A 23,713-nucleotide genomic window follows, 5' to 3' on the forward strand; every position below is an offset into this window, starting at 1 on the left:
GGAGTTGCGGTCACGCCCGGAGGTGCGCTAAGGCCGTCTGGAAGGCCTGGATGCCTCAGAACTTCAGCGTGTGCTCCGTGACGAAGTGCGGATCGACCCGGAGGTAGGCCGGCGCGAAGGGCTCCCCGTTGACGGAGACGGGCGCGACGCCGAACAGCCGCTCCTGCTCGGGGCAGGGGTGCACGATCTCGGCGGGGCCGGTGAACTGCACCGACCACAGGTCGCCGCCGTCGCCGGAGGCTGTGCCGTTGTAGTTGTGCGCGTCGTTGTAGTTGTCCGCGCCGTACGCGACGACGCTCCCGTCGCATGCCTCGTGGTGGCCGAAGCCGCTGTGCATCCGGAGCAGGATGCGGCCGTCGCACACGATGTGCCGGGCCACCGTCAGGAACGGCAGGGCCCGCATGCTGGTCGCGAGGCGGCCGTACGGGACGCGGCGGAGCAGCTCGATGGGCGCCGCTCCCCGGATCGGCTCGGCCCGCTCGATCGTGCCGGTCGCGGGGGACCCGACCGTGCCGGCCGGGGCCCGCCGGATCGTCCCGGTCGCGGGGAGTTCGTCGAAGGACATGGATTCCACTGTCCCCCGGCCGTAGGGGCCGCGTAAGAGTCGCCTGCCCCGGCCGGCCCGGGACCAAAGTCCCTGTGGGGAGCGGGGAGGCTCAGCGGCGCTCGGCCTGGAGCCGCGCGACGTACGCGGCGGCCTGCGAGCGGCGCTCCATGCCCAGCTTGGACAGCAGGCTGGAGACGTAGTTCTTGATGGTCTTCTCGGCGAGGTGCAGACGCTCCCCGATGACCCGGTTGGTCAGGCCCTCACCGATCAGGTCCAGGATCTTGCGTTCCTGTTCGGTGAGGCCGGCGAGCTTGTCGTCGCCCTTGCCGCTGCCGCCGTCGCGCAGCCGCTCCAGCACCCGGGCGGTGGCCACCGGGTCCAGCAGGGATTTTCCGGCCGCCACGTCCCGTACGGCATTCAGCAGTTCATTGCCGCGGATCGCCTTCAGCACATATCCCGAGGCGCCCGCCATGATCGCGTCGAAAAGCGCCTCGTCATCGGCGTACGAGGTGAGCATCAGGCATTTGATGTTCTCGTCCTGGGAACGGACTTCCCGGCACACCTCCACCCCGCTGCCGTCCGGCAGCCGCACGTCGAGCACTGCCACGTCGGGACGCGTCGCCGGGATCCGCACCAGGGCGTCCGCGGCCGTACCGGCCTCGCCGACGACCTCGATGTCCGCCTCGACGGAGAGGAGCTCATGGACGCCACGCCGGACGACCTCGTGATCATCGAGCAGAAATACCGTGATTTTTCCATCTTCGCGCACGATCGCAGTCTCACACACTCGCCTCTCCTCCGCTCTTCCCTGGCGCTGATCCGCGGGATAACGTGCCGTTGTTCCGGCGGCCCGCAAGGCTGCTTTCAGTGCCCTGACCAGCAGAGGTTCGCGATTTTTTCGATTTACTTGGAAATCCAAGCAAAATCGCAGGTCAGATAGGGTTTCGCAGTTCTGCGACGCTGTGGGTAACGTGCCTATGACAGGGCACTCGCCGGGGCACCTGTCACGCCTGACTCCGGCCGACCGGCACCCACCCCGTGCACGGCTCCGGATCCAGGCGAGCCGCACTGGTCCCCGGCAGACCCCGGGGGCCGGACCGACGGAGGAGCACGCACGTGACCGTGGAGAGCACTGCCGCCGCGCGTAAACCGCGACGCGCCAGTAAGCGGACCAGCGCCGCGAAGAAGCCGCAGAGTTCCGAGCCCCAGCTCGTACAGCTGCTGACGCCCGAGGGCGAGCGCGTCGAGCACCCGGACTACAGCATCGACCTGAGCGCCGACGAGCTGCGCGGCCTGTACCGGGACATGGTCCTCACCCGACGCTTCGACGCCGAGGCGACCGCCCTCCAGCGCCAGGGCGAGCTGGGCCTGTGGGCCTCGCTGCTCGGCCAGGAGGCCGCCCAGATCGGCAGCGGCCGGGCCCTGCGCGACGACGACTACGTCTTCCCGACCTACCGGGAACACGGGGTCGCCTGGTGTCGCGGCGTCGACCCGACCAACCTGCTCGGCATGTTCCGCGGGGTGAACCACGGCGGCTGGGACCCGAACAGCAACAACTTCCACCTGTACACGATCGTCATCGGCTCCCAGACGCTGCACGCCACCGGCTACGCCATGGGCGTCGCCAAGGACGGCGCGGACTCCGCCGTGATCGCGTACTTCGGTGACGGGGCCTCCAGCCAGGGCGACGTCGCCGAGTCGTTCACCTTCTCCGCGGTCTACAACGCCCCGGTCGTCTTCTTCTGCCAGAACAACCAGTGGGCCATCTCCGAGCCCACCGAGCGCCAGACCCGTGTGCCGCTCTACCAGCGCGCCCAGGGCTACGGCTTCCCCGGCGTCCGGGTCGACGGCAACGACGTCCTCGCGTGCCTCGCCGTCACCCGCTCCGCGCTGGAGCGCGCGCGCCGGGGCGAGGGCCCGACCCTCGTCGAGGCGTTCACCTACCGGATGGGCGCCCACACCACCTCCGACGACCCGACGAAGTACCGGGCCGACGAGGAGCGGGCCGCGTGGGAGGCCAAGGACCCGATCCTTCGGCTGCGCGCGTACCTGGAGAAGGGGAAGCTCGCGGACGGGGCCTTCTTCACCGCGCTGGACGAGGAGAGCGAGACCCTCGGCAAGCGGGTGCGGGAAGCGGTGCGTGCGATGCCCGACCCGGACCCGATGGCCCTGTTCGAGCACGGTTACGCCGACGGCAACTCCCTCGTGGACGAGGAGCGGGCCCAGTTCGCCGCCTATCAGGCATCGTTCGCCGATTCCGCCGAGGAGGGCAAGTAGCCATGGCCGTGGAAAAGATGTCCATCGCGAAAGCGCTCAACGAGTCGCTCCGCCTCGCCCTCGACAACGACCCCAAGGTCCTCATCATGGGTGAGGACGTCGGCAAGCTCGGCGGCGTCTTCCGTATCACCGACGGACTCCAGAAGGACTTCGGCGAGGACCGGGTGATCGACACCCCGCTCGCCGAGTCCGGCATCGTGGGCACGGCGATCGGCCTGGCCCTGCGCGGCTACCGCCCGATCGTCGAGATCCAGTTCGACGGCTTCGTCTTCCCCGCGTACGACCAGATCGTCACGCAGCTCGCCAAGATGCACGCCCGCGCGCTCGGCAAGATCAAGCTGCCGGTCGTCGTGCGCATTCCGTACGGTGGCGGCATCGGCGCGGTCGAGCACCACAGCGAGTCCCCCGAGGCGCTCTTCGCGCACGTCGCGGGGCTCAAGGTGGTCTCGCCGTCCAACGCGAGCGACGCCTACTGGATGATGCAGCAGGCCGTCCAGAGCGATGACCCGATCATCTTCTTCGAGCCCAAGCGGCGTTACTGGGACAAGGGCGAGGTCGACACCGAGTCCATCCCCGGCCCGCTCCACAAGGCCGTGACCGTCCGCGAGGGCAGCGACCTCACGCTCGTCGCGTACGGGCCGATGGTGAAGGTCTGCGTGGAAGCGGCCGCGGCCGCCCAGGAGGAGGGCAAGTCGATCGAGGTCCTGGACCTGCGCTCGATGTCCCCGATCGACTTCGACGCCATCCAGACGTCGGCGGAGAAGACCGGCCGGGTCGTGGTCGTCCACGAGGCGCCCGTCTTCTACGGCTCCGGCGCGGAGATCGCCGCCCGGATCACCGAGCGCTGCTTCTACCACCTCGAAGCGCCCGTGCTGCGGGTCGGTGGCTACCACGTCCCCTACCCGCCGGCCCGGCTGGAGGACGAGTATCTGCCCGGCCTGGACCGGGTGCTCGACGCCGTCGACCGCTCGCTGGCGTTCTGAGGAGAGGGTTCGTGACGACGATGACCGAAACGTCTGCTCGCTTCCGTGAGTTCAAGATGCCCGACGTGGGCGAAGGACTGACCGAGGCCGAGATCCTCAAGTGGTTCGTCCAGCCCGGCGACACCGTCACCGACGGCCAGGTCGTGTGCGAGGTCGAGACCGCGAAGGCGGCCGTCGAGCTGCCGATCCCGTTCGACGGGGTGGTGCACGAGCTGCGCTTCCCCGAGGGCACGACCGTCGACGTCGGCCAGGTGATCATCGCGATCGACGTGGCCCCGGGCAGCGGCGACGCGCCTGACCCGGCCGCCGCCCCGGCCCAGGAGCCGGTGGAGGAGCCCGAGGCGGAAGCCGAGCCGAAGGGCCGTACCCCGGTCCTGGTGGGCTACGGCGTCGCCGAGTCCTCCACCAAGCGCCGCCCGCGCAAGGGGGCGTCGGCCGCTCCGGAGGCCGCCGCCGTCGCGGCGGCGGTGCAGGCCGAGCTGAACGGCCACGCGGGGCCGGCTGCTGCTCCCGCTGCCGCCCCCGCACCGGCCCCCGCTCCTGCGGTGCCGGCTCAGGGTGGTGCGCCGGACGGAGGCCGTCCGCTGGCCAAGCCCCCGGTCCGCAAGCTCGCCAAGGACCTGGGCATCGACCTGGCGACGGTGGTGCCGACCGGCAGGGACGGCATCATCACCCGCGAGGACGTCCACGCGGCGGCGGCCCCGGCCGCCACGACTCCGGTGGCTGCCCCGGCCCCCGCGCAGGCGGCCCCCGAGGCCCAGGCAGCCGCCGTGGCCTCCGACTCCGCCCGGGAGACCCGTATCCCGGTCAAGGGCGTCCGCAAGGCCATCGCGCAGGCGATGGTGGGCAGCGCGTTCACCGCGCCCCACGTCACCGAGTTCGTCACGGTCGACGTGACGCGCACGATGAAGCTCGTGGCCGAGCTGAAGGAGGACAAGGACATGGCGGGGGTGCGGGTCAACCCGCTCCTGATCATCGCCAAGGCCCTCCTCGTCGCGATCAAGCGGAACCCCGAGGTCAACGCCGCCTGGGACGAGGCCAACCAGGAGATCGTGCAGAAGCACTACGTCAACCTGGGCATCGCGGCGGCCACCCCGCGCGGTCTGATCGTGCCGAACATCAAGGACGCGCACGACAAGACGCTGCCGCAGCTCGCGGCGGCCCTGGGTGAGCTGGTCGCCACGGCCCGGGACGGCAAGACGTCCCCGGCGGCGATGGCGGCCGGCACGGTGACCATCACCAACGTCGGCGTCTTCGGCGTCGACACCGGTACGCCGATCCTCAACCCGGGCGAGTCCGCGATCCTGGCGGTCGGCGCGATCAAGCTCCAGCCCTGGGTCCACAAGGGCAAGGTGAAGCCGCGTCAGGTCACCACGCTCGCCCTGTCGTTCGACCACCGCCTGGTCGACGGCGAGCTGGGCTCCAAGGTGCTGGCCGACGTGGCGGCGATCCTGGAGCAGCCGAAGCGCCTGATCACCTGGGCCTGACGGGAAAACGGACAAAGGGTGCGGCCACCGGCGGTGGCCGCACCCTTCTGTCGTGTCCAGCTGTTGTGTCCAGCCGTTTGTATCCGGTGCCGGATCAGTCGCGCTGTGCGCCCGGGGGCAGCGTGCGCAGCTGCATGGTCGACGCGGTGGCGGAACCGAAGCCGTAGTCCAGCAGCTTGGCCGCGTCGTTGTAGCGGTCGGTGCCGTTCAGGATGACGCCGACGTACGTCTTGTCGCCCCGGGTGGCGGCGAAGATGAGGCAGGGACCTGCCGCGGTGCCGGTGCCGGTCTTGATGCCGACGGCGCCGCTGTAGGAGCCGAGCAGCTTGTTGGTGTTGTACCAGGTGTACGTGCGCAGCGCCCCGGTGCTGGTCGTCACGGGGGTCACGTACTTGGTGGTGCTCATGATGCCGCGCAGAGTCGAGCCCCGCATCGCGTAGCTGGCGAGCTGCGCAAGATCTCGCGGGGTCGAGTAGTTGTTCCCGGTCGACGAAATGCCGTCGAACGAGTCGAACGCGGTGTTGGTCATCCCGAGCGATGCGGCCTTCTTGTTCATCTGGCCGATGAACTGCTTGGTCCGGGCGGCCCGGGTAGTGCCCACGCCGTAGGCGTCAGCGAGCGCGTACGCCGCGTCGCAGCCGGACGGAAGCATCAGGGCATGGAGCAGCTGACGGACCGTGGCCTTGTCACCGGTCTTCAGATCCGCCGTGCTGGCGCCCTCGGCCGTGACGTAGTCGCGGTAGGTCTGCGAGATGGTCACCTTGCGGGACAGATCGACGCCGGGGGTGTTGAGGACCACGGCGGCGGTCATGACCTTGGTGGTGCTGGCCATCTGCCGCTTGATGTCAGCGGCCTTGCCGTACTTTTTGGCGCCGGTTGTCCTGTCCTGCAGGAACGCTCCCTTGGCGCTGAGCGTCGGCAGGGGGACAGCGGCCTGGGCGGGCGATGAGAGAGGCGTGACCGCAAGCATCACGCCACCGGATACGACGGCTGCGACGACAGAGTTGCGCAGACGCCTGCTGCGGGCCTTGTGACCAGTCTTGGGGCGGGCCTTGTGGCTCGATATCAATGAACGCTCCGAGTTCGCGAATGCATTGAGGGACCGGGACTATGGAGAGGTCCCGATACGAGACTCATGAGCGGCCCGCAAGGATGTACGCAGACAGGGCAGAGAATCTGTCCGCGAACCCGTGATGCGTGGGCCCGCGCGACGACCGCGCGGGCCCACAGGTCTTTTCGTCTGTCCCGGGACAGACCAACCTAGAGGTTGAAGCCGTAGTCCATCAGCTTCTTCGCGTCGGCGGTGCGGTTCGCCTCGGAGGACGACGTCAGCACCGTGCCGATGACCGTCTTGCCCTTGCGCGTCGCGGCGAAGACCAGGCAGTACTTGGCGGTCGGACCGGAGCCGGTCTTGACGCCGACGGCACCGCTGTAGCTGCTGAGCAGCTTGTTGGTGTTGCTCCACGACATGTAGCGGTAGCCACCGCTCTTGGTGGTGACCTTCTGCTTCGTCGACTTGGTCTTGACGATCGAGCGGAACGTGGAGTTCTTCATCGCCTTGCTGGCGATCTTCGTCAGGTCACGGGGCGTCGAGTAGTTGTTGCCGCCCCCTATGCCGTCGAACGAGTCGAAGCGGGTGTTCTTCAGCTTGAGGCTCTTCGCCGTGGCGTTCATCTTGCCGATGAACGACTTCACGCGGGCCGCACGGGTTGTACCCGAGCCGAACTTGTCGGCCAGGGCGTACGCGGCGTCGCAGCCGGAGGGGAGCATCAGGCCGTAGAGGAGCTGGCCCACGGTGGGCTTGTCGCCGACGATGAGCCGGGCGGACGAGGCGTTCTTCTTGACGATGTAGTCGCTGTACGCCTTCTGGACCGTGACCTTGGATTTCAGGTTCACGTTCTTCTGCGACAGGACCACCAGCGCCGTCATGATCTTGGTGGTGGAACCCGTGGCACGACGAGTGTCCGCGGACTTGGTGAAGAGGGTCTTGCCGGTGCCGTCGTTCATCACGAAGCCGCCCTTGGCGACGATCTTCGGAGTCGGCGGCGTGGCGGCGTGCGCCGTGGAGGCGAAGGCGCTGCCCGCGAGTACCGCACCGGCGGTGAGCGTCACGGTGGCCGTGACGGTGACGCGATTGATGCGCTTGATGCCGATATTCAACTGAACGCTCCAAATGCCCCTGATATGCGGCCACATAAGGGTGCCGCTCGGAGGTGAGACTCCTGAGGGCGGGCAATGGATGTGTTACTGATCGGGTGAATTTGCGCAGGCTTGACCATGAGCCGTCGGGGCGCAGCAACCCTTGCCCCGCCAGGCCTCGCGCCCCTCCTTGACGGCGAGGCCGGCGATGGCGAGGGCGGCGACCGGGTCGGCCCAGGACCAGCCGAGCGTGGCGTTGAGGAGCAGTCCGACCAGCAGGACGGCGGACAGGTAGGTGCACAGCAGGGTCTGCTTCGAGTCCGCGACGGCGGAGGCGGACCCGAGCTCGCGTCCAGCGCGTCGTTGGGCGGCCGACAGGAACGGCATGACCGCCAGCGAGAGGGCGGCGATGACGATGCCGAGGGGGGACGGTTCGGCCTCTCCGGTCCCGGTCAGTGCCCGGACCGCGTCGACGGCGACGTACGCGGCGAGCGCGAAGAACGATACGGAGATGATCCGGAGGGTGATTTTCTCCCTGCTCTCGCGCACCGCGTGCTCCCGGGCGGAGAACTGCCAGGCGACGGCGGCGGCGGAGGACACCTCGATGACGGAGTCCAGGCCGAAGCCGATCAGGGCGCTGGAGGAGGCGATCGTTCCGGCGGTGAGGGCGACCGCCGCCTCGATGACGTTGTAGGCGATGGTGACCGCGACCAGGAGCCGTATCCGGCGGGCGAGCGCGTCCCGGCGGGTCGGGGAGGGGCCGAGGGAGAGCGTGGCCATCAGCAGCAGCCCTTCGTCTCCGCGTCCGGGCAGGTGCGGTCCGACTCGACGGCCACCACCGCGGAACGCAGGTCGTCCAGGGCGCGGCCGAGCCGTTCGTCGGCCAGTTCGTAGCGCGTCCGGCGACCGTCCGGCACGGTGACGACGAGGCCGCAGTCCCGCAGGCAGGCCAGGTGGTTGGAGAGCCGGGTGCGCGAGATGCCCAGCGCGTCGGCGAGGTCGGAGGGGTACGCCGGGGCCTCGCGGAGCGCGAGCAGCAGGCGGCAGCGGATCGGGTCGGCGAGCGCGCGGCCGAACCGCGCGAGGACCTCGATGTCGGAGGCGACGGTCAGCATGGGAGTGACGGTACAGGAGATCCTGAATTCAGAGAATCCTGAATCGATGGGTTCTTTGGGTCGCCCCATCGAAGGTCCAGAATTCGGACGCCGCTCCCACATGCGTCCATGTTGTATCTATGCTGTGCGCATGCCTGCCGCACCTGCCGCCCCCGTACAGCCGCCGACCGCCTCCCTCAAGCGCCCGCCCGCCGCCGAGCGCGTCTACACGCACATCAAGGAAGCCGTCCTGGACCGCCGCTACGAGGGCGGGACCCTGCTCACCGAAGGGGATCTCGCGGACGCGGTCGGCGTCTCGCGGACGCCGGTGCGCGAGGCGCTGCTGCGGCTGGAGGTCGAGGGGCTGATCAAGCTCTACCCGAAGAAGGGCGCCCTCGTGCTCGCCGTCTCCGCGCAGGAGATCAAGGATGTGGTGGAGACCCGGCTGCTGGTCGAGGAGTTCGCCGCGCGCAAGGCGGTTCCCGCGTCCCCGCAGTTGATCGCCCGGCTGGAGCAGTTCCTGGAGGAGCAGCGGCAGTTGGCGGAGGACGGGGACCTGGCCGCCGTGGCCGTCAAGGACCGCTGTTTCCACGCCGAGATCGTGAAGAACGCCGGCAACGAGATCCTCTCCCGCCTCTACGACCAGCTGCGCGACCGTCAGCTGCGGATGGGCGTCGCGGTGATGGAGGCCCACCCGGGCAGGATCGAGGCCAACATCACCGAGCACGGTGAGCTGCTGGAGGCGATCCGCGCCGGGGACGCCGACGGGGCGGCCCTGGTCGTGCGCCGTCACGTCAGCCGGGTGCGGGTGCTGGTGCGGGGGGAGGACCGGTGAGCTCGGCGGCCGCGCCCACTCTGTCCCTGCCCGGTGACCCGCCCGGCGGCCGGCGTGCCGGCTGGATCTGGGGCATCGGTGTCGCCGTCTACTTCGTCGCGATCATCTTCCGTACGAGCCTGGGCGTCGCCGGACTCGATGCTGCCGACCGGTTCGACGTCAGCGCCTCGGCGCTGTCCACGTTCTCGATCCTCCAGCTCCTCGTCTACGCGGGCATGCAGATACCCGTCGGCCTGATGGTCGACCGGCTCGGCACCAAGAAGGTCCTCACCATCGGGGCCGTTCTCTTCACCGTCGGGCAGATCGGCTTCGCGCTCTCCCCGTCGTACGGCATGGCGCTGGCGGCCCGCGCGCTGCTCGGCTGCGGTGACGCGATGACGTTCATCAGCGTGCTGCGGCTCGGCAGCCGCTGGTTCCCGGCCCGGCGCGGACCGCTGATCGGTCAGGTCGCGGCGCTGTTCGGGATGGCGGGCAACCTCGTCTCGACGCTGTTCATCGCGCGGGCGCTGCACAACTACGGCTGGACCGCGACGTTCGTCGGCAGCTCGCTGGCCGGTGTCCTGGTGCTGGTTCCGCTCCTGCTGTTCCTCAAGGACCACCCCGAGGGCCACGAGCCGCCGCCCGCCGAGCACGCCGGGGCCGTGTACGTCCGCCGGCAGATCGCCGACGCCTGGCGGGAGCCGGGGACCCGGCTCGGGATGTGGGTGCACTTCACCACCCAGTTCCCGGCGATGGTGTTCCTGCTGTTGTGGGGGATGCCGTTCCTGGTCGAGGCGCAGGGGCTGAGCCGGGGCACGGCGGGCACGCTGCTCACCCTGGTGGTGCTGTCCAACATGGTGGTGGGGCTCGTCTACGGGCAGATCATCGCCCGCCACCACGAGGCACGGGTTCCCATTGCGCTGGGCACGGTGGCCACGACGGCCCTCCTCTGGGCGTCCGCGATCTTCTACCCGGCCGACCACACGCCGATGTGGCTGCTGGTCGTCCTGTGCGTGGTGCTCGGCGCCTGCGGACCGGCCTCGATGGTCGGCTTCGACTTCGCCCGGCCGGCCAATCCGCCCGAGCGGCTGGGCACCGCCTCCGGAATCGTCAACATGGGCGGTTTCATCGCCTCGATGACCACCCTGTTCGCCGTCGGGGTCCTGCTGGACGCCACGGGCGACAACTACCGCGCCGCGTTCGCCTCGGTCTTCGTCCTGGAGGCGCTCGGCGTCACCCAGATCCTGCGGCTGCGCCGCCGGGCGGCGCTCAGGGAGCGTGAGCACCACGTGGTGAGCCGCGTCGAGGCCGTGCACGTACCGGCGTAACCGTCTCCCTCGCGCTCGGCGGCGCGCCCGTCGCCCATGGTCCGGGACGGGCACCGCCGGGGGCCGGGGCGGTGCTACGAGGTCACGAGGTCAGGGCGTCACGGGGTCACGGCGAAGTTGTCCAGGATCGCGGTGGCCAGCTCCTGGTCACCCTCGACCTTGAGGCGGTCGGCGACCGCCGTGTGACGGACCCGGCCGCAGGCGAGCCGGACGTACGTCTCCCAGTCCAGCGACAGCGTCACGGCGGGGCCGAGCGAGGGCGCGCCGTCCACGGAACCGCGGCCCTCCGCGTCGACCCGTACCGTCCGCAGGAACTCCACCGGCCCGTGCACGTCGAAGACGACCGCCGAATTCGCGGGGCGCCGGCCTTCTTGGCCACCACCTTCGGCAGCCCGGCGAGCAGCATGTCCCGGGTGATCAGGGCGCCGGGAGAGTCCAGGTTGCCGGGCTGCCCGAGCGTGGCGCGCAGGTCCTGCTCGTGCACCCAGACGTCGAACGCCCGCAAATTCAGCGCTGTTTCGAGGGTCTGCTCGGCGCCCAGCGGCGCGCGGACCTTGGTCTCGGGGCTGCGCGACTCGTTGCGGATCTGGCGGGCCCGGCGGATGAGGACGTACTCCAGCTCGGAGGTGATCTCCGGGGAGGTGTGGTGCCGCCGGACGTCGACCTGCATCTCCATGTAGCGGGCGAAGTCGCTCTGTACGTGGTAGAGGTCGCGCGGCAGGGTGTGGATCGGCCGGGGATCGCCGAGCATCTCGCACTCCATGCCGATGACGTGCGACACGATGTCGCGCACCGACCATCCCGGGCAGGGCGTTCGGCGGTTCCACTCGCCCTCGGGGAGGGGCTTCACCAGCTCGGCTATCGCCTCGATGGAGTGGGTCGCGGCGTCGGTGTAGGGCTGGAGGCTGGGATGGACGGTCACGGGACCCCTCGTGCGGTTCTGCGGTGCATGGGCTGGAGAGCAGGAGTGCTGGCGGATGGGCTGGCACTGACGGCGCTGTCGGCGAGCTGCGTGGGAGGTTCGACCGCCGGACCCACCGGCGGTGGGTCCAAGTTACGCTGCGAGCAGGCACCCCGGCAGTGCTTTGGTGTGACGATCGTAGGCCCGTGTTGACGGCTCGAATGCCAGGACGGTGGTAGTGTGCGCGCCTCGCTCATCCAGATCGCAGTGGACCCGGACGAATCCGTCGATGCCCGCAGGGCACGAGCGGCCTCGTTGGTCGTCGCCCAGCGCGGCGCTGACCTGGTGGTTCTCCCTGAACTATGGCCGGTCGGGGCGTTCGCCTACACCGCCTTCGAGGCGGAGGCCGAGCCCCTGGAGGGCCCCACGCACGAGGTGATGGCGAAGGCCGCCGCCGAGGCCGGGACCTGGCTGCACGCCGGCTCCTTCGTCGAACGGGCGGCCGACGGCACCCTTTTCAACACCAGCCTGGTCTTCTCGCCCCAGGGCGAGCGCACGGCCGTCTACCGCAAGATCCACCGCTTCGGCTTCGACAAGGGCGAGGCGGCGATGATGGGCGCGGGCGAGGAGCTGGTGACCGTCGCCCTGCCCGACACCACCCTGGGCCTCGCCACCTGTTACGACCTGCGCTTCCCCGAACAGTTCCGGGGGCTCGTCGACGCGGGCGCCGAGACGCTGGTCGTCGCGGCGGGCTGGCCCGAGCGCCGCCGCTCCCACTGGACGCTCCTCGCGCAGGCCCGTGCCGTGGAGAACCAGGCGTACGTGCTCGCCGTCGGCACGGCGGGCACCCACGGCGATATCCAGCAGGCCGGGCACAGCATCGTCGTCGACCCGTGGGGCGAGGTGCTGGCCCAGGCGGGCGCGGACGAGGAGGTCCTGACCGTCGAGCTGGACCCGGCGAAGGTGCACGAGACCCGGGAGCAGTTCCCGGCTCTGAAGGACCGCCGGCTGGGGCTCGCGTCGCCGCTCTGAGGGCTGCCCGGTGCGGGCGGGCGGGACGCCCTGTCTACAGTGAGCGCCATGGCTGAACACGGCGTCGCCGAATCGACGTTGCTCCGTGGCACGGCGATCTTCGCCGCATCGGTCACGGTCGTCCTCTACCTGTTCGGCCTGCTCCTAGCCGGCCTCGCGGTCAGCGAGGTCGGCTCTGGAGCGGACTCGACGCCCATGCACCAGTGCCGCTACGCGCTCGACCGGCCGGAAGGCGCCTTGGTGGAGGCGCACCAGATACGGTTCCTCCCGCTGCGCGTCCTGTGCCGCACCACCGACGGCAGGGAGTTCACCAGCAGGGTCGTCCCCTCCTGGCTCAACCCGGCCCTCGCGGTCTCCTTCGCGGCTACCGTCGCCTTCGCGGCGGCGGCCTTCGTCCAGGCGGACCGACGGGCGGCCGCGCGACAGGCGGGATGAGCTACTGCCGCACCAGGCCGCCCGGGCTCCACGTTTCACGTGAAACAACGAACTCTCGCGTCCGGGCGGGCGCTCAGTCCTCACGAGCGGGCAGGCGCTCAGCCCTCGTTCTCCTTGTCCGACAGCACGATCACGCACATCGCCACCGCGATGAGCAGCGCGGTGTCGGCGTCGTCGCGGACGACGTCGATGCCGTACGTGTCCCGGAGGGTCAGCCAACGGCGCGAGATCTGGGCCAGCAGCTCACCGTCGTACTCGATGGCGAACTCGCGGTCCAGGATCCTGCCGCTGACGTCCAGCTCCGTGCCGTCCACCAGCGTCACCCGGTAGTGGTTGCGGAGCAGCGACAGCCGCTTGCGCTTGACCTTGGCCAGCTCCTCGCCACCCCGCTCGATGAGCATCGTGTCGCGCAGGCTGACCAGCTTCTGCCGCAGCTCGACCAGGACCCGGCCGTCGGCGTCCTTCAGCTCGAAGGTGTCGCGCAGCCGCATCGCCTTGCCGTCGACCAGGAAGACCTTGCGGCCCCCGTCGTCCTCGATCCAGTAGTCGTCGCCGATGGAGAACAGCCGCTCACGTACGAGGAGTCTCATGTGCCACAGGTTCCCCCGGGGTCCTGCGGAATGCGTGCAGGCGGTCACGGTGTTGACTGGTGGCATGGCATCACGTGCACGCGTCCGCGCTCCCGAACTCATCGGCAAGGGCGGCTGGCTCAATACAGGCGACCGGCAGTACACCCTCGCTGACCTGCGGGGCCGCATCGTCATCCTCGACTTCTGGACGTTCTGCTGTGTGAACTGTCTGCACGTCCTGGACGAGCTGCGCGAGCTGGAGGAGAAGCACCGCGACACCGTGGTGATCATCGGCGTCCACTCGCCGAAGTTCGTCCACGAGGCCGAGCACCAGGCCGTCGTTGACGCCGTCGAGCGCTACGAGGTCCACCACCCCGTCCTCGACGACCCCGAGCTGGCCACCTGGAAGCAGTACGCCGTACGCGCCTGGCCGACGCTCGTCGTGGTCGACCCCGAGGGCTACGTCGTCGCCCAGCACGCGGGCGAGGGCCACGCGCACGCCATCGAGAAGCTCGTCGAGGAGCTGGAGGCAGAGCACGCCGCCAAGGGCACGCTCCGCCGCGGCGACGGCCCCTACGTGGCGCCCGAGCCCGTCGCCACGCATCTGCGCTTCCCCGGCAAGGCCCTGCTGCTGCCGGACGGGGGCTTCCTGGTCTCCGACACCACCCGGCACCGCCTCGTCGAGCTGGACGCCGACGGCGAGACCGTACGCCGCCACTTCGGCACGGGCGAACGCGGTCTGCACGACGGCGGCCCGGACGAGGCCCGCTTCAGCGAACCGCAGGGGCTCGCCGTGTTGCCCGACGGCCGGGTCGCCGTCGCGGACACGGTCAACCACGCCATCCGCGCCCTGGACCTCACGACCGGTGCGACCAGCACCCTCGCCGGGACCGGCCGCCAGTGGTGGCAGGGGACGGCGACCAGCGGCCCGGCGCGCGAGGTGGACCTCTCCTCGCCGTGGGACATCGCCTGGTTCGGCGGCCGGCTGTGGATCGCCATGGCGGGCGTGCACCAGCTGTGGACGTACGACCCGGAGAGCGCGACCGTACGCGTCGCCGCCGGGACCACCAACGAGGGCCTGGTCGACGGGCCGGCCGCCGAGGCCTGGTTCGCCCAGCCGTCCGGACTCGCCGTCTCCGCCGACGGGGAGCGGCTCTGGGTCGCCGACTCGGAGACCTCGGCGCTGCGCTGGGTCGACCGCGACGAGCACGTCCGCACCGCCGTCGGCACCGGCCTCTTCGACTTCGGCCACCGCGACGGGGCCGCCGACCAGGCACTCCTCCAGCATCCGCTCGGCGTGACCGCCCTGCCCGACGGGTCCGTCGCGATCAGCGACACGTACAACCACGCCCTGCGCCGGTACGACCCGGCTTCCGGCGAGGTCACCACCCTGGCCACCGACGTCCGCGAGCCCAGCGACGCGGTGCTGGTCGACGGCGATCTGGTCGTCGTCGAGTCGGCCCGCCACCGGCTGACCCGGCTCCGGCTGCCGGAGGAGGCGGTCCGGGTCGCCGACCAGGCGCACCGCACCCAGCGGGCCGCGACCGAGATCGCCCCGGGCACCCTCCGCCTCGACGTCGTCTTCCAGGCGCCCGTGGGCCAGAAGCTGGACACCCGCTACGGCCCCTCGACCCGGCTGCTGGTCTCCGCGACCCCGCCCGAGCTGCTGGCGGAGGGCTCCGGCCCGGGGACGGACCTCGGGCGCGACCTGGTCCTCGCGGACGGGGTCACCGAGGGCGTGCTGCACGTCTCCGCGATGGCGGCGTCCTGCGACGACGACCCGGCCAACGAGTACCCGGCCTGCCATGTGCACCAACAGGACTGGGGCGTCCCCGTCCGCGTGACCGCCAAGGGAACGCCCCGGCTGCCGCTGGTGCTGGCGGGCATGGACGAGCAGGGCTGAGGCAGTCCCACAGGCGGCCGCCCTTCCGGACCGCCTCCGGGGACCGGGATGCCCGCCCGCTCTGCCTAGAAGTCGTCGGCGCCGTTGCGCAGCTCGCTGGTCCAGTAGCCCGTGGCCCACTTCTGCGGGTTGACGGAGAGGCCCTCGGGGGCGGGGGACCGCACGACCGCCATGCCGCCGCCGTTGGCCTTCAGCGTGACCGTGAACTCCTTCACCGTCTCGGTGCTCTCCTTCCGGCCGCCCTCGGACATCCGCACCGCGACATGGGCCGACTGACCGGGCTCCAGGATCACCGGAGCCTCCGGCTTGCTCTTGGCGACGGGCGGAACGATGCCCCGCGCGTTGTCCAGGAAGTGGATGTGCGGGTACTCCCTCATCTCGCAGCCGGCACCGGAGGTGTTCTTCGCGCTCAGCGTGAGGTGGGTGTACGGCGGGCCGTCCTGGCGCTCGGCGGTGATCGTCAGCCCCTTCGCCGTGCACAGGGGGGCGGAGGCCTCGGCGGACGTGCCGCCGGTGGTTCCGGAGACTTCGGAGCTCTGCGTGGTGCCCGCGGCCTGCGCGGTACCGGTGCCGCCGCCGGTGGAGCCCGTGGTGCCGGACTCCGCCGCGTCGTCGGCGGTCCCGGCCTCGGCGGCCGACGCGGCGAGGGTCGCGGAGTCGCTGGTCGCCGGGCCCTCCGAGCGGGTGCCGGTGCCGTCGTCACCGCAGGCCGTGAGCGTGAGAGCCAGAGCGGCCGTGGTCGCGGCGGCCAGGACGGTGGTGCGGGCGCGGAAGGTGCGCATGGAGATTCCCCCGAGGTGACGGTGAGGCGGACGCCCGGTCAAGACGCTCGCCCGTGAGCGGCTTACGGGAACGACTCTGCCCGCCGCCGCTCACGTATCGCTGCTGTCCCGCTGACGTCCGGCTGACGTCGGGCGCCCCAGGGCCGCAGCTCCGCTCAGCTCTCCGCCGCGAGCCGTCGCAGCGCCTCGTCGTGCCGCCGCCGGAACTCCGCCCGCGCGGACACCCGCAGCAGCGCCTCCAGGGCCCGTACGGCCCCCTCGTCGTAGCCGTCCCGCTCCGCCTCCTGTGCGGCCCGGTCCAGCAGACGTACGCCGTCCTCCTCGTCGCCCAGCGCCAGTCGGGCCTCGCCGCAGACGGCCAGCAGCAGGGAGCGGCGAGCCGCCTCCTCGTGCTCGGGTCCCAGATCGAGCGCGGCCCGGGCACAGGAGAGGGCCTCCTCGGGGCGGTGCGCGGTGAGGTGCATCCGGGCGAGGTGCTGGAGCGTGAGCATCTCCGTGTGCCGGTCGCCCTCCCGGCGGGCCAGTTCGACGGCGCGTGCGCAGTTCTCCAGCGCGGTGGGCAGTTCGCCCAGTTCGGCCTGGACGACCGCCAGGTTGATCAGCGCGGTCGCCTCGCCCAGCGGGTCGCCGGCCTCCCGGGCGAGCGCGGGCGAGCGCTCCAGCAGCGCGGCGGCCTCGGCGGTGCGGCCCTCCTCCGTCAGCACCCAGCCCAGCAGGGTGAGCACCCTCGACTCCGCGTACGCGTCCTTCTCCGCGCGTGCCGACTCCAGGGCCAGTTCCAGCAGCGGGGACCAGCCGTCCCGCGCCCGCCACACCATCTGTGGCCACTGGAGCAGAATGATCCGCCAGGCCCGGTCGTCGAGCCCCGCCTCGCGGGCCGCGTGGGCGGTCAGCGCCAGGTCCTCGCGTTCGGTGGCCAGCCAGCGCATCGCCTCGGCGCGGTCGGCGAAGTCCTGTACGGCGCTGGGCCGGCGGTAGTCCTCCGGGAGCACGAAACAGGGTTCGCCGCCGGGCTCCGCAGTGTCGGCGGCGGCCAGGGCGGTGGCGATGCAGTGGTCGAGCACCCCGATCAGGGCCTCGCGCGCGGACGCCGGGTCCAGGCTCCGGGCGTAGAGGCGCACCAGGTCGTGCAGGACCCAGCGCCCGGGGGCGGTCTCGGTGACGAGGTGGGCGGCGGCCAGTCGCTCCAGCGCAGCCCGCGCGGTGACCGGGTCCGTCCCCGCGAGCGCGGCCGCCGCGTACGGGTCGTAGTGGCCGCCCGGGTGGTGGCCGAGCCGCGCGAACTGGTGGACGGCCCCGGGCGGCAGCTGCTGGACGGTGAGCCGCAGCGCGGCGGCGACCCCGGTGTCGTCCACGTCGAGATACGCCAGCCGGCCGCGCTCGTCCGCCAGTTCCCCGGCGAGCGTGGCCAGCGTCCAGCCGGGCCGTCCCGCCAGGCGGGCCGCGGTGACGCGCAGGGCGAGGGGCAGTCCCCCGCACAGCTCGGAGAGCCGACGGGCCGCCACCGGTTCGGCGAGGACCCGCTCCTCCCCCAGCACGCCGGCGAGCAGCGCCGTGCCGTCGTCGGTCTCCAGGGTGTCGAGCGGGACCGGCCGGGCGGCGTCCGAGGCGATGAGCCCCTCCAGCCGGTGGCGGCTGGTGACCAGCGTGACGCAGTCGGCACCGCCCGGCAGCAGGGTCCTGACGGTGGCGGAGTCGCGCGCGTTGTCCAGGACCACCAGCAGCCCGCGCCGGGCGGTCAGCGAGCGGAACAGGGCGGCGGCGGCCGGCACGGACTCCGGAACGCGGCGCGGGGAGACGCCGAGCGCGAGCAGGAACTCCCGCAGGACGTCGATGAGCGCGGGCTCCCCGGCCGTGCTGAACCCGCGCAGATCGGCGAAGAGCCGCCCGTCCGGGAAGAGCGCGGGGTTGCGGTGCGCCCACTGGAGGGCCAGCGCGGTCTTGCCGACCCCGGCCGGACCGGTGACCAGACAGACGGGCGCCTCGCCCGCCGCCGACCGGCTGAGCGCGGCCAGTTCGGCGGAGCGCCCGTGGAAGCCGCGGGGCGCGCGCGGCAGCAGATCGACGGGGTGCGGTTCGCCGCCGGGCGGCACCCCGGCGCCGGTGCGGCCCCCGTCACCGGGCGGCCCGGCGGCGGGTGACGGACCGACGGCAGGTGAGGGACCGGCGGAGGGCGAGGGACCGACGGCGGGTGAGGGACCGGCGGCCTCCGACGGAGCGGTGGCCGTGGGCGGCACGGGGGCGCCGCGCAGGATCAGCGCGTAGGCGTCGGCGAGCTCGTGCCCCGGGTCGATGCCCAGCTCGTCGGCGAGGAGTCGCCTCGTACGGTGGAAACGGTCCAGCGCCTCCGACTGACGCCCCGCCCGGAACAGCGCCAGCATCAACTCCGCGGCCAGCGACTCGCGCAGCGGATGCGCCGCCGTCTCCGCCGTCAACAGGGCGGCGGCCCGGTGGTGCTCCCCGAGCGCCCCGTACGCGCGGGACAGCTGCTCGACCGTCGCCAGCCGCGATTCCTCCAGGGAGTGCGCCGCCACCCGGAGCGGCGGACCGGCGAACGCCCCGCTGAGCGCGGGGCCCTGCCACAGGGACAGGGCCTCCTTGAGCATCAGCACGGCATCGGCAGGGCGGCGCTGCTCCTGTGCGAGCATCAGCAGTTCCTCGAACCGCTGCGAGTCCAGCAGCGTCTCCGGCGCCCGCAGCACGTACGCGTCGCCGAGGGTGGCCAGCTCCACTCCGTACGCCTCCGCGTCCGCGCCCGCCAGCAGGGCGCGCAGCCGGGAGACGTGCCCCTGGATGACGCCCCGGGCCTGGGACGGCGGCTCGTCGTCCCACAGGCATTCCGTCAACCGCCCGATGGAGACCGGGGTGTTGGCGGACAGCAGCAGAGCGGCGAGCAGACTGCGCCGTTTGGCAGGCCCCAGCGGCAGGGGCCCGGTGAGCGTTTCGACGGAGACCGTGCCGAGCAGCCGGAACTCCACGGGCGGCTCCCCTTCCGGGCCGGACGCGCCCACGGTGGGGCGCGGGATCCGACCCAGAATATCGGGGGTTCCGCAGGTCCCGCGCAGAGCCGGCCGACCCGTGACGGCTTTCGGCCGCCCCCGCGGACCGGTCGCCGCGCGGGCCGTTCAGCGCCGACGAGGACCGGCCGTCGTGCGGGCCGTCAGCGGTAGCGGTGCTCGTCGTCCGAGACGACGGTGGTGGTGGGCGGCACGACCATACGGCGGCGCCGCGCGATGCTCATGTAGACGAAGACCCCCACGAGGCCGACGAGCATCATGATCCAGCCGACCACGTCGACATTGACGGTGTCCATCTTCCAGTCCGTGGCGAACGCCAGGATCGCGCCCCCACCGATCAGGAGAATGCATCCTCCGAGTCCCATGAATCCCGCCTCCTCGACCGCCCGGTGAGTCCGGGTCGGTGTACGGGTCGCGTACCCGGCCCGGCAACAACCATGTATGAGAAGTCGGTTGGGCGGGCGGGTCAGCCCGCGAGGAACGAGGCGAGCGCGTTCGCCAGCAGGTACGGGTCGTCGGCGCCGCACAGCTCACGCGCGCTGTGCATCGAGAGGATCGCCACGCCGATGTCCACGGTCTGGATGCCGTGCCGGGCCGCGGTGATCGGTCCGATCGTGGTGCCGCAGGGCATCGCGTTGTTGGACACGAAGCTCTGCCACGGCACGCCCGCCCTCTCGCAGGCCGCGGCGAACACCGCACGGCCGCTGCCATCGGTGGCGTACCGCATGTTGACGTTGACCTTGAGGATCGGCCCGCCGTTGGCGACCGGGTGGTGCGTCGGGTCGTGCCGCTCCGCGTAGTTGGGGTGCACGGCGTGGCCGGTGTCGGAGGAGAGGCAGACCGTGCCGGCGAAGGCGCGGGCGCGGTCCTCGTACGTGCCGCCGCGCGCGAACACCGAGCGCTCCAGCACCGAGCCCAGCAGGGGCCCGTCGGCCCCGGTGTCGGACTGCGAGCCGTTCTCCTCGTGGTCGAAGGCGGCGAGCACCGGGATGTACGGGGTGTCGGCGTCGTCCTGCCCCGCGACGGCGGCCAGGGCGGCGGTCGCGGCGTGCACCGAGAGGAGGTTGTCCATCCGCGGCCCGGCCACCAGCTCCCGGTCCCGGCCCAGGTACGAGGGCGGCTCGATGGCGTGCGGCATCAGGTCCCAGCCGGTGACGTCCTCCGCGTCGACGCCCGCCTCCTCGGCGACGAAGCGGATCAGGTCGCCCTCCTGGACCTCGCCGAGCCCCCAGATCGGCTGCATGTGCTTCTGCCGGTCGAGCTTGAGCCCCTCGGTGTTGGCCGACCGGTCCAGGTGCACGGCCAGCTGCGGCACCCGCAGCAGCGCCCGGTCGATGTTGACCAGCCGGTGGGTGCCGTCCCGCAGGGAGATCCGCCCGGCCAGGCCCAGGTCCCTGTCGAGCCAGGTGTTCAGCAGGGTGCCGCCGTAGACCTCGACGGCGATCTGGCGCCAGCCGTGCGCCCCGGTGTCGGGCAGCGGCTTCACCCGCAGGTTCGGGGAGTCGGTGTGCGCCCCGGCGATCCGGAACGGGGTGTGCGCCTCGGCGCCCTCCGGTACGTACCAGGCGACGATCGCCCCGCCGCGCAACACGTACTTCCCGCCGGCCGACGCGTCCCAGGCGGCGGTCTCCTCGACCTGCCGGAAGCCGGCCTCCTCCAGCCGCGAGGCGGCGTTCGCCACGGCGTGGTACGGGGACGGACTCGCCGCCAGGAAGGACATCAGGTCATCGGTGTGCGCGCGGTCGAACCGGAGAGGGGAACTCATGTTCTTCACTGTAACGAGGACTCGGGGTCCGGTATCCGGTGACCGAGGAGATCCGCGGCCCTACAGCTCGTCGATCGCGGTCAGGTCGATGTCGATGTCGTAGGGGGCGGAGAGCTTGAGCCGGTCGTGGTGGACGCCGGTGGAGACGTACGTCTTGTTGACCGGGTCGAGCTCGTAGGTGATGACCATGGGGCGGTCCATCTCACCGGTCATCTCGACCAGCCAGAAATGCTGAATGCCCGCAGCCGCGTACTTGTGCGGCTTGGTGTCGCGGTCGCGGTCCTCGGAGTCGGGGGAGACGACCTCGACGGCGAGGAGGACGTCGGCGGCCTCATAGCGGGTCTGGCGGCGGCCCTTGATCGCTTCCGCCTTGACTACGACGAGGTCGGGTTCCGGAGCGTTTCTCTTGCCCAGCACGATCGCCATCTCGCGACGCACGCGCAGGTCGTTCGGCACGTGCTGCCGCAGCCCCTGCTCCAGCAGATACATCGCCAGCGTGTGGAAGTCTCGCTGCGGACTCACGAAAACCAGGCTCCCGTCGATCAGCTCTGTGTGCGGCGGGAGGTCGTCAAGCGTGAAGAAATCGTCCACGGTGTAGCCGTCCGGTGGCGGGACCGGCCACCCGGGGTTGGAGCGCCGCTGCCGCGACGCTTCGGACTGTGCCTCGGCGGTCATGGTTCCTCCCATGGAAGGGATCCTGGCCCGTGCACTCAGCGTACCCAGCTGATACGACAGCGCCGCCACCCGAACGAATTCCGGATGGCGGCGCGTGTTGACGAAACAGGCGGGCGATTCCCTAGAACGCGGCCTCGTCCAGCTCCATCAGCGAGTTGTCGATCGACTCGGCGAGCGCGCGCTCGGTCGAGACGCCCGGCAGGACGTTCGCGGCGAAGAACTTCGCGGCGGCGATCTTGCCCTGGTAGAAGGGGACGTCCTTGGCGGAGGCGGTCGGCAGCTTCTCGGCCGCCACGGCCGCGCCCTTGAGCAGCAGGTAGCCGACGACGACATCGCCGGAGGCCATCAGCAGGCGGGTCGTGTTGAGGCCCACCTTGTAGATGTTCTTGACGTCCTCGCCGGTGGCGGTGAGGTCGGTGATCATCGTGCCGACGATCGCCTCCAGGTCCACGGCGGCCTTGGCGAGCGAGTCCAGCGCCGGGGCCAGCTCCTCGTTGCCGTGGGCGCCCGCCAGGAACTTCTTGATCTCCTCGGAGAGCGTGTTGAGCGAGGCGCCCTGGTCGCGGACGATCTTCCGGAAGAAGAAGTCCTGGCCCTGGATCGCCGTGGTGCCCTCGTAGAGGGTGTCGATCTTGGCGTCCCGGATGTACTGCTCGACCGGGTACTCCTGGAGGTAGCCGGAGCCGCCGAACGTCTGGAGCGACTGCGCGAGCTGCTCGTAGGACTTCTCGGAGCCGTAGCCCTTCACGATCGGCAGCAGCAGGTCGTTGAGGCCGTTGAGCGCCTTGGCGTCCTCGCCCGCGGCCTCCTGCTCCTGGATCGCGTCCTGGACGGAGGCGGTGTACAGCACGAGGGAGCGCATGCCCTCGGCGTACGCCTTCTGCGTCATGAGCGAGCGGCGCACGTCGGGGTGGTGCGTGATGGTGACCTTGGGCGCCGTCTTGTCCATGAAGTTCGCCAGGTCCGGACCCTGGACGCGCTCCTTGGCGTACTCCAGCGCGTTCAGGTAGCCCGCGGAGAGGGCGGCGATGGCCTTCGTGCCGACCATCATGCGGGCGAACTCGATGATGCGGAACATCTGGCGGATGCCGTCGTGCTTGTCGCCGATCAGCCAGCCCTTGGCGGGGTGCTGGTCGCCGAAGGTCATCTCGCAGGTGTTGGAGGCCTTGAGGCCCATCTTGTGCTCGACGTTCGTCGCGTAGACGCCGTTGCGCTCGCCCAGCTCGCCGGTGGTCCAGTCGAAGTGGAACTTCGGGACCATGAAGAGCGAGAGGCCCTTGGTGCCGGGTCCGGCGCCCTCGGGGCGGGCCAGCACGTAGTGGATGATGTTCTCGGACATGTCGTGCTCGCCCGAGGTGATGAAGCGCTTCACACCCTCGATGTGCCAGGAGCCGTCGTCCTGCCGCACGGCCTTCGTCCGGCCGGCGCCGACGTCGGAGCCGGCGTCCGGCTCGGTCAGCACCATCGTCGAGCCCCACTGCTTCTCGACGGCGATCTCCGCGATCTTCTTCTGCTCGTCGTTGCCCTCGTCGAAGAGGATGCCGGCGAACGCCGGGCCGGAGGAGTACATCCACACGGCCGGGTTCGAGCCGAGCAGCAGCTCCGCGTAGCCCCAGATCAGGGAGCGGGGCGAGGTGGTGCCGCCGATCTCCTCGGGGAGGCCCAGGCGCCAGTACTCGGAGTCCATGAAGGCCTGGTACGACTTCTTGAAGCTCGCCGGCACCGGGGCGGTCTTCGTCTCCGGGTCGAAGACCGGCGGGTTGCGGTCGGCGTCCGCGTAGGACTCGGCGAGCTCGTTCTCCGCGAGGCGCGCGACCTCGTCCAGGATGCTCTTCGCGGTGTCGACGTCCATCTCACCGAACGGACCGGTGCCGTACACCTTGTCGCGCCCGAGGACCTCGAAGAGGTTGAACTCGATGTCGCGGAGATTCGACTTGTAGTGCCCCATGGGAAGGCTCCGTAATC

Annotated in this window: 23 protein-coding genes; 8 read left to right on the top strand and 15 right to left on the bottom strand. The window is 70.9% G+C overall.

What is annotated here, in order from left to right; translation table 11 throughout:
- Positions 1–55: 55 nt before the first annotated feature.
- Entirely contained in the window at positions 56–565 is a 510-nt protein-coding gene (locus tag AC3CH1_RS14530) for a pyridoxamine 5'-phosphate oxidase family protein (protein ID WP_488463268.1), read from the bottom strand.
- A 91-nt stretch (positions 566–656) separates the two neighbouring features.
- Positions 657–1,316 carry a response regulator gene (locus tag AC3CH1_RS14535; RefSeq protein WP_007447175.1) on the bottom strand — a complete coding sequence of 220 codons (660 nt, stop codon included), beginning with the start codon at positions 1,314–1,316 and terminating at the stop codon, positions 657–659.
- A gap of 347 nt (positions 1,317–1,663) precedes the next feature.
- Between AC3CH1_RS14535 and pdhA the strand changes: the two genes are divergently transcribed.
- The 3 genes from pdhA to AC3CH1_RS14550 are packed head-to-tail and all read left to right on the top strand — an operon-like array spanning position 1,664 to position 5,294.
- A complete protein-coding gene (gene pdhA, locus AC3CH1_RS14540) occupies positions 1,664–2,824 on the top strand; it encodes a pyruvate dehydrogenase (acetyl-transferring) E1 component subunit alpha (protein ID WP_488463269.1) in 1,161 nt (386 codons plus the stop codon).
- Between the two features lie 2 nt (positions 2,825–2,826).
- Entirely contained in the window at positions 2,827–3,807 is a 981-nt protein-coding gene (locus tag AC3CH1_RS14545; protein ID WP_469223235.1) for an alpha-ketoacid dehydrogenase subunit beta, read from the top strand.
- 11 nt (positions 3,808–3,818) lie between these two features.
- Complete coding sequence (locus AC3CH1_RS14550; RefSeq protein ID WP_488463270.1) at positions 3,819–5,294, top strand: dihydrolipoamide acetyltransferase family protein; 1,476 nt, start codon at positions 3,819–3,821, stop codon at positions 5,292–5,294.
- Positions 5,295–5,388: 94 nt separating this feature from the next.
- Here AC3CH1_RS14550 and AC3CH1_RS14555 read toward each other — a convergent pair whose 3' ends face one another.
- The 4 genes from AC3CH1_RS14555 to AC3CH1_RS14570 form a co-directional block, all read right to left on the bottom strand.
- Entirely contained in the window at positions 5,389–6,264 is an 876-nt protein-coding gene (locus AC3CH1_RS14555) for a D-alanyl-D-alanine carboxypeptidase family protein (RefSeq protein WP_488463271.1), read from the bottom strand.
- Between the two features lie 290 nt (positions 6,265–6,554).
- Complete coding sequence (locus AC3CH1_RS14560; protein ID WP_488463272.1) at positions 6,555–7,454, bottom strand: D-alanyl-D-alanine carboxypeptidase family protein; 900 nt, start codon at positions 7,452–7,454, stop codon at positions 6,555–6,557.
- Positions 7,455–7,538: 84 nt separating this feature from the next.
- Positions 7,539–8,213 carry a cation diffusion facilitator family transporter gene (locus tag AC3CH1_RS14565; RefSeq protein WP_488463273.1) on the bottom strand — a complete coding sequence of 225 codons (675 nt, stop codon included), beginning with the start codon at positions 8,211–8,213 and terminating at the stop codon, positions 7,539–7,541.
- Positions 8,213–8,548, bottom strand: a complete 336-nt coding sequence (locus AC3CH1_RS14570; protein ID WP_488463274.1) for an ArsR/SmtB family transcription factor — start codon at positions 8,546–8,548, stop codon at positions 8,213–8,215. Before AC3CH1_RS14570 ends, AC3CH1_RS14565 begins: the two co-directional genes overlap by 1 nt.
- 130 nt (positions 8,549–8,678) lie before the next feature.
- Here AC3CH1_RS14570 and AC3CH1_RS14575 point away from each other — a divergent pair, with 130 nt between their 5' ends.
- Positions 8,679–9,362: a GntR family transcriptional regulator gene (locus AC3CH1_RS14575; protein WP_488463275.1), complete on the top strand. Its 684-nt coding sequence runs from the start codon at positions 8,679–8,681 to the stop codon at positions 9,360–9,362.
- The gene (locus tag AC3CH1_RS14580; RefSeq protein ID WP_488463276.1) at positions 9,359–10,669 is read left to right on the top strand and encodes an MFS transporter; all 1,311 of its coding nucleotides are present in this window, start codon (positions 9,359–9,361) and stop codon (positions 10,667–10,669) included. Before AC3CH1_RS14575 ends, AC3CH1_RS14580 begins: the two co-directional genes overlap by 4 nt.
- A gap of 98 nt (positions 10,670–10,767) precedes the next feature.
- On the opposite strand, the gene AC3CH1_RS14585 is transcribed toward AC3CH1_RS14580, so the two are convergent.
- Both AC3CH1_RS14585 and AC3CH1_RS14590 read right to left on the bottom strand, forming a co-directional pair.
- On the bottom strand, positions 10,768–11,001 hold the full coding sequence (locus tag AC3CH1_RS14585) for an SCP2 sterol-binding domain-containing protein (RefSeq protein ID WP_488463277.1): 234 nt from the start codon (positions 10,999–11,001) through the stop codon (positions 10,768–10,770).
- Positions 10,908–11,591: a maleylpyruvate isomerase family mycothiol-dependent enzyme gene (locus AC3CH1_RS14590; protein WP_488463278.1), complete on the bottom strand. Its 684-nt coding sequence runs from the start codon at positions 11,589–11,591 to the stop codon at positions 10,908–10,910. Before AC3CH1_RS14590 ends, AC3CH1_RS14585 begins: the two co-directional genes overlap by 94 nt.
- 219 nt (positions 11,592–11,810) lie before the next feature.
- On the opposite strand from AC3CH1_RS14590, the gene AC3CH1_RS14595 reads away from it, so the two are divergent.
- Positions 11,811–12,602, top strand: coding sequence for a carbon-nitrogen family hydrolase (locus AC3CH1_RS14595; protein WP_488463279.1), 792 nt, complete (start codon positions 11,811–11,813; stop codon positions 12,600–12,602).
- A 48-nt stretch (positions 12,603–12,650) separates the two neighbouring features.
- Positions 12,651–13,037 (top strand): hypothetical protein, encoded by a 387-nt coding sequence (locus AC3CH1_RS14600; RefSeq protein ID WP_488463280.1) that lies wholly within the window; start codon positions 12,651–12,653, stop codon positions 13,035–13,037.
- A 98-nt stretch (positions 13,038–13,135) separates the two neighbouring features.
- On the opposite strand, the gene AC3CH1_RS14605 is transcribed toward AC3CH1_RS14600, so the two are convergent.
- The gene (locus tag AC3CH1_RS14605) at positions 13,136–13,627 is read right to left on the bottom strand and encodes an LURP-one-related/scramblase family protein (RefSeq protein ID WP_488463281.1); all 492 of its coding nucleotides are present in this window, start codon (positions 13,625–13,627) and stop codon (positions 13,136–13,138) included.
- 64 nt (positions 13,628–13,691) lie between these two features.
- On the opposite strand from AC3CH1_RS14605, the gene AC3CH1_RS14610 reads away from it, so the two are divergent.
- Positions 13,692–15,509, top strand: coding sequence for an NHL domain-containing thioredoxin family protein (locus tag AC3CH1_RS14610; protein ID WP_488463282.1), 1,818 nt, complete (start codon positions 13,692–13,694; stop codon positions 15,507–15,509).
- A 65-nt stretch (positions 15,510–15,574) separates the two neighbouring features.
- Here the strand turns inward: AC3CH1_RS14610 and AC3CH1_RS14615 are convergent, their stop codons facing one another.
- The 6 genes from AC3CH1_RS14615 to AC3CH1_RS14640 all read right to left on the bottom strand — a co-directional run bounded on the left by AC3CH1_RS14615 (position 15,575) and on the right by AC3CH1_RS14640 (position 23,696).
- Positions 15,575–16,291: a DUF4232 domain-containing protein gene (locus tag AC3CH1_RS14615; protein WP_488463283.1), complete on the bottom strand. Its 717-nt coding sequence runs from the start codon at positions 16,289–16,291 to the stop codon at positions 15,575–15,577.
- Positions 16,292–16,446: 155 nt separating this feature from the next.
- Positions 16,447–19,269 (bottom strand): AfsR/SARP family transcriptional regulator, encoded by a 2,823-nt coding sequence (locus tag AC3CH1_RS14620; RefSeq protein WP_488463284.1) that lies wholly within the window; start codon positions 19,267–19,269, stop codon positions 16,447–16,449.
- A 182-nt stretch (positions 19,270–19,451) separates the two neighbouring features.
- Positions 19,452–19,673 (bottom strand): DUF6458 family protein, encoded by a 222-nt coding sequence (locus tag AC3CH1_RS14625; protein WP_488463285.1) that lies wholly within the window; start codon positions 19,671–19,673, stop codon positions 19,452–19,454.
- A 101-nt stretch (positions 19,674–19,774) separates the two neighbouring features.
- Complete coding sequence (locus AC3CH1_RS14630) at positions 19,775–21,073, bottom strand: M18 family aminopeptidase (protein WP_488463286.1); 1,299 nt, start codon at positions 21,071–21,073, stop codon at positions 19,775–19,777.
- Between the two features lie 60 nt (positions 21,074–21,133).
- On the bottom strand, positions 21,134–21,760 hold the full coding sequence (locus AC3CH1_RS14635) for a Uma2 family endonuclease (RefSeq protein ID WP_488463287.1): 627 nt from the start codon (positions 21,758–21,760) through the stop codon (positions 21,134–21,136).
- Between the two features lie 109 nt (positions 21,761–21,869).
- Entirely contained in the window at positions 21,870–23,696 is a 1,827-nt protein-coding gene (locus AC3CH1_RS14640) for an acyl-CoA dehydrogenase (protein WP_488463288.1), read from the bottom strand.
- Positions 23,697–23,713 lie beyond the last annotated feature (17 nt).

It is taken from the genome of Streptomyces sp. MGP-P1, from assembly GCF_057766565.1.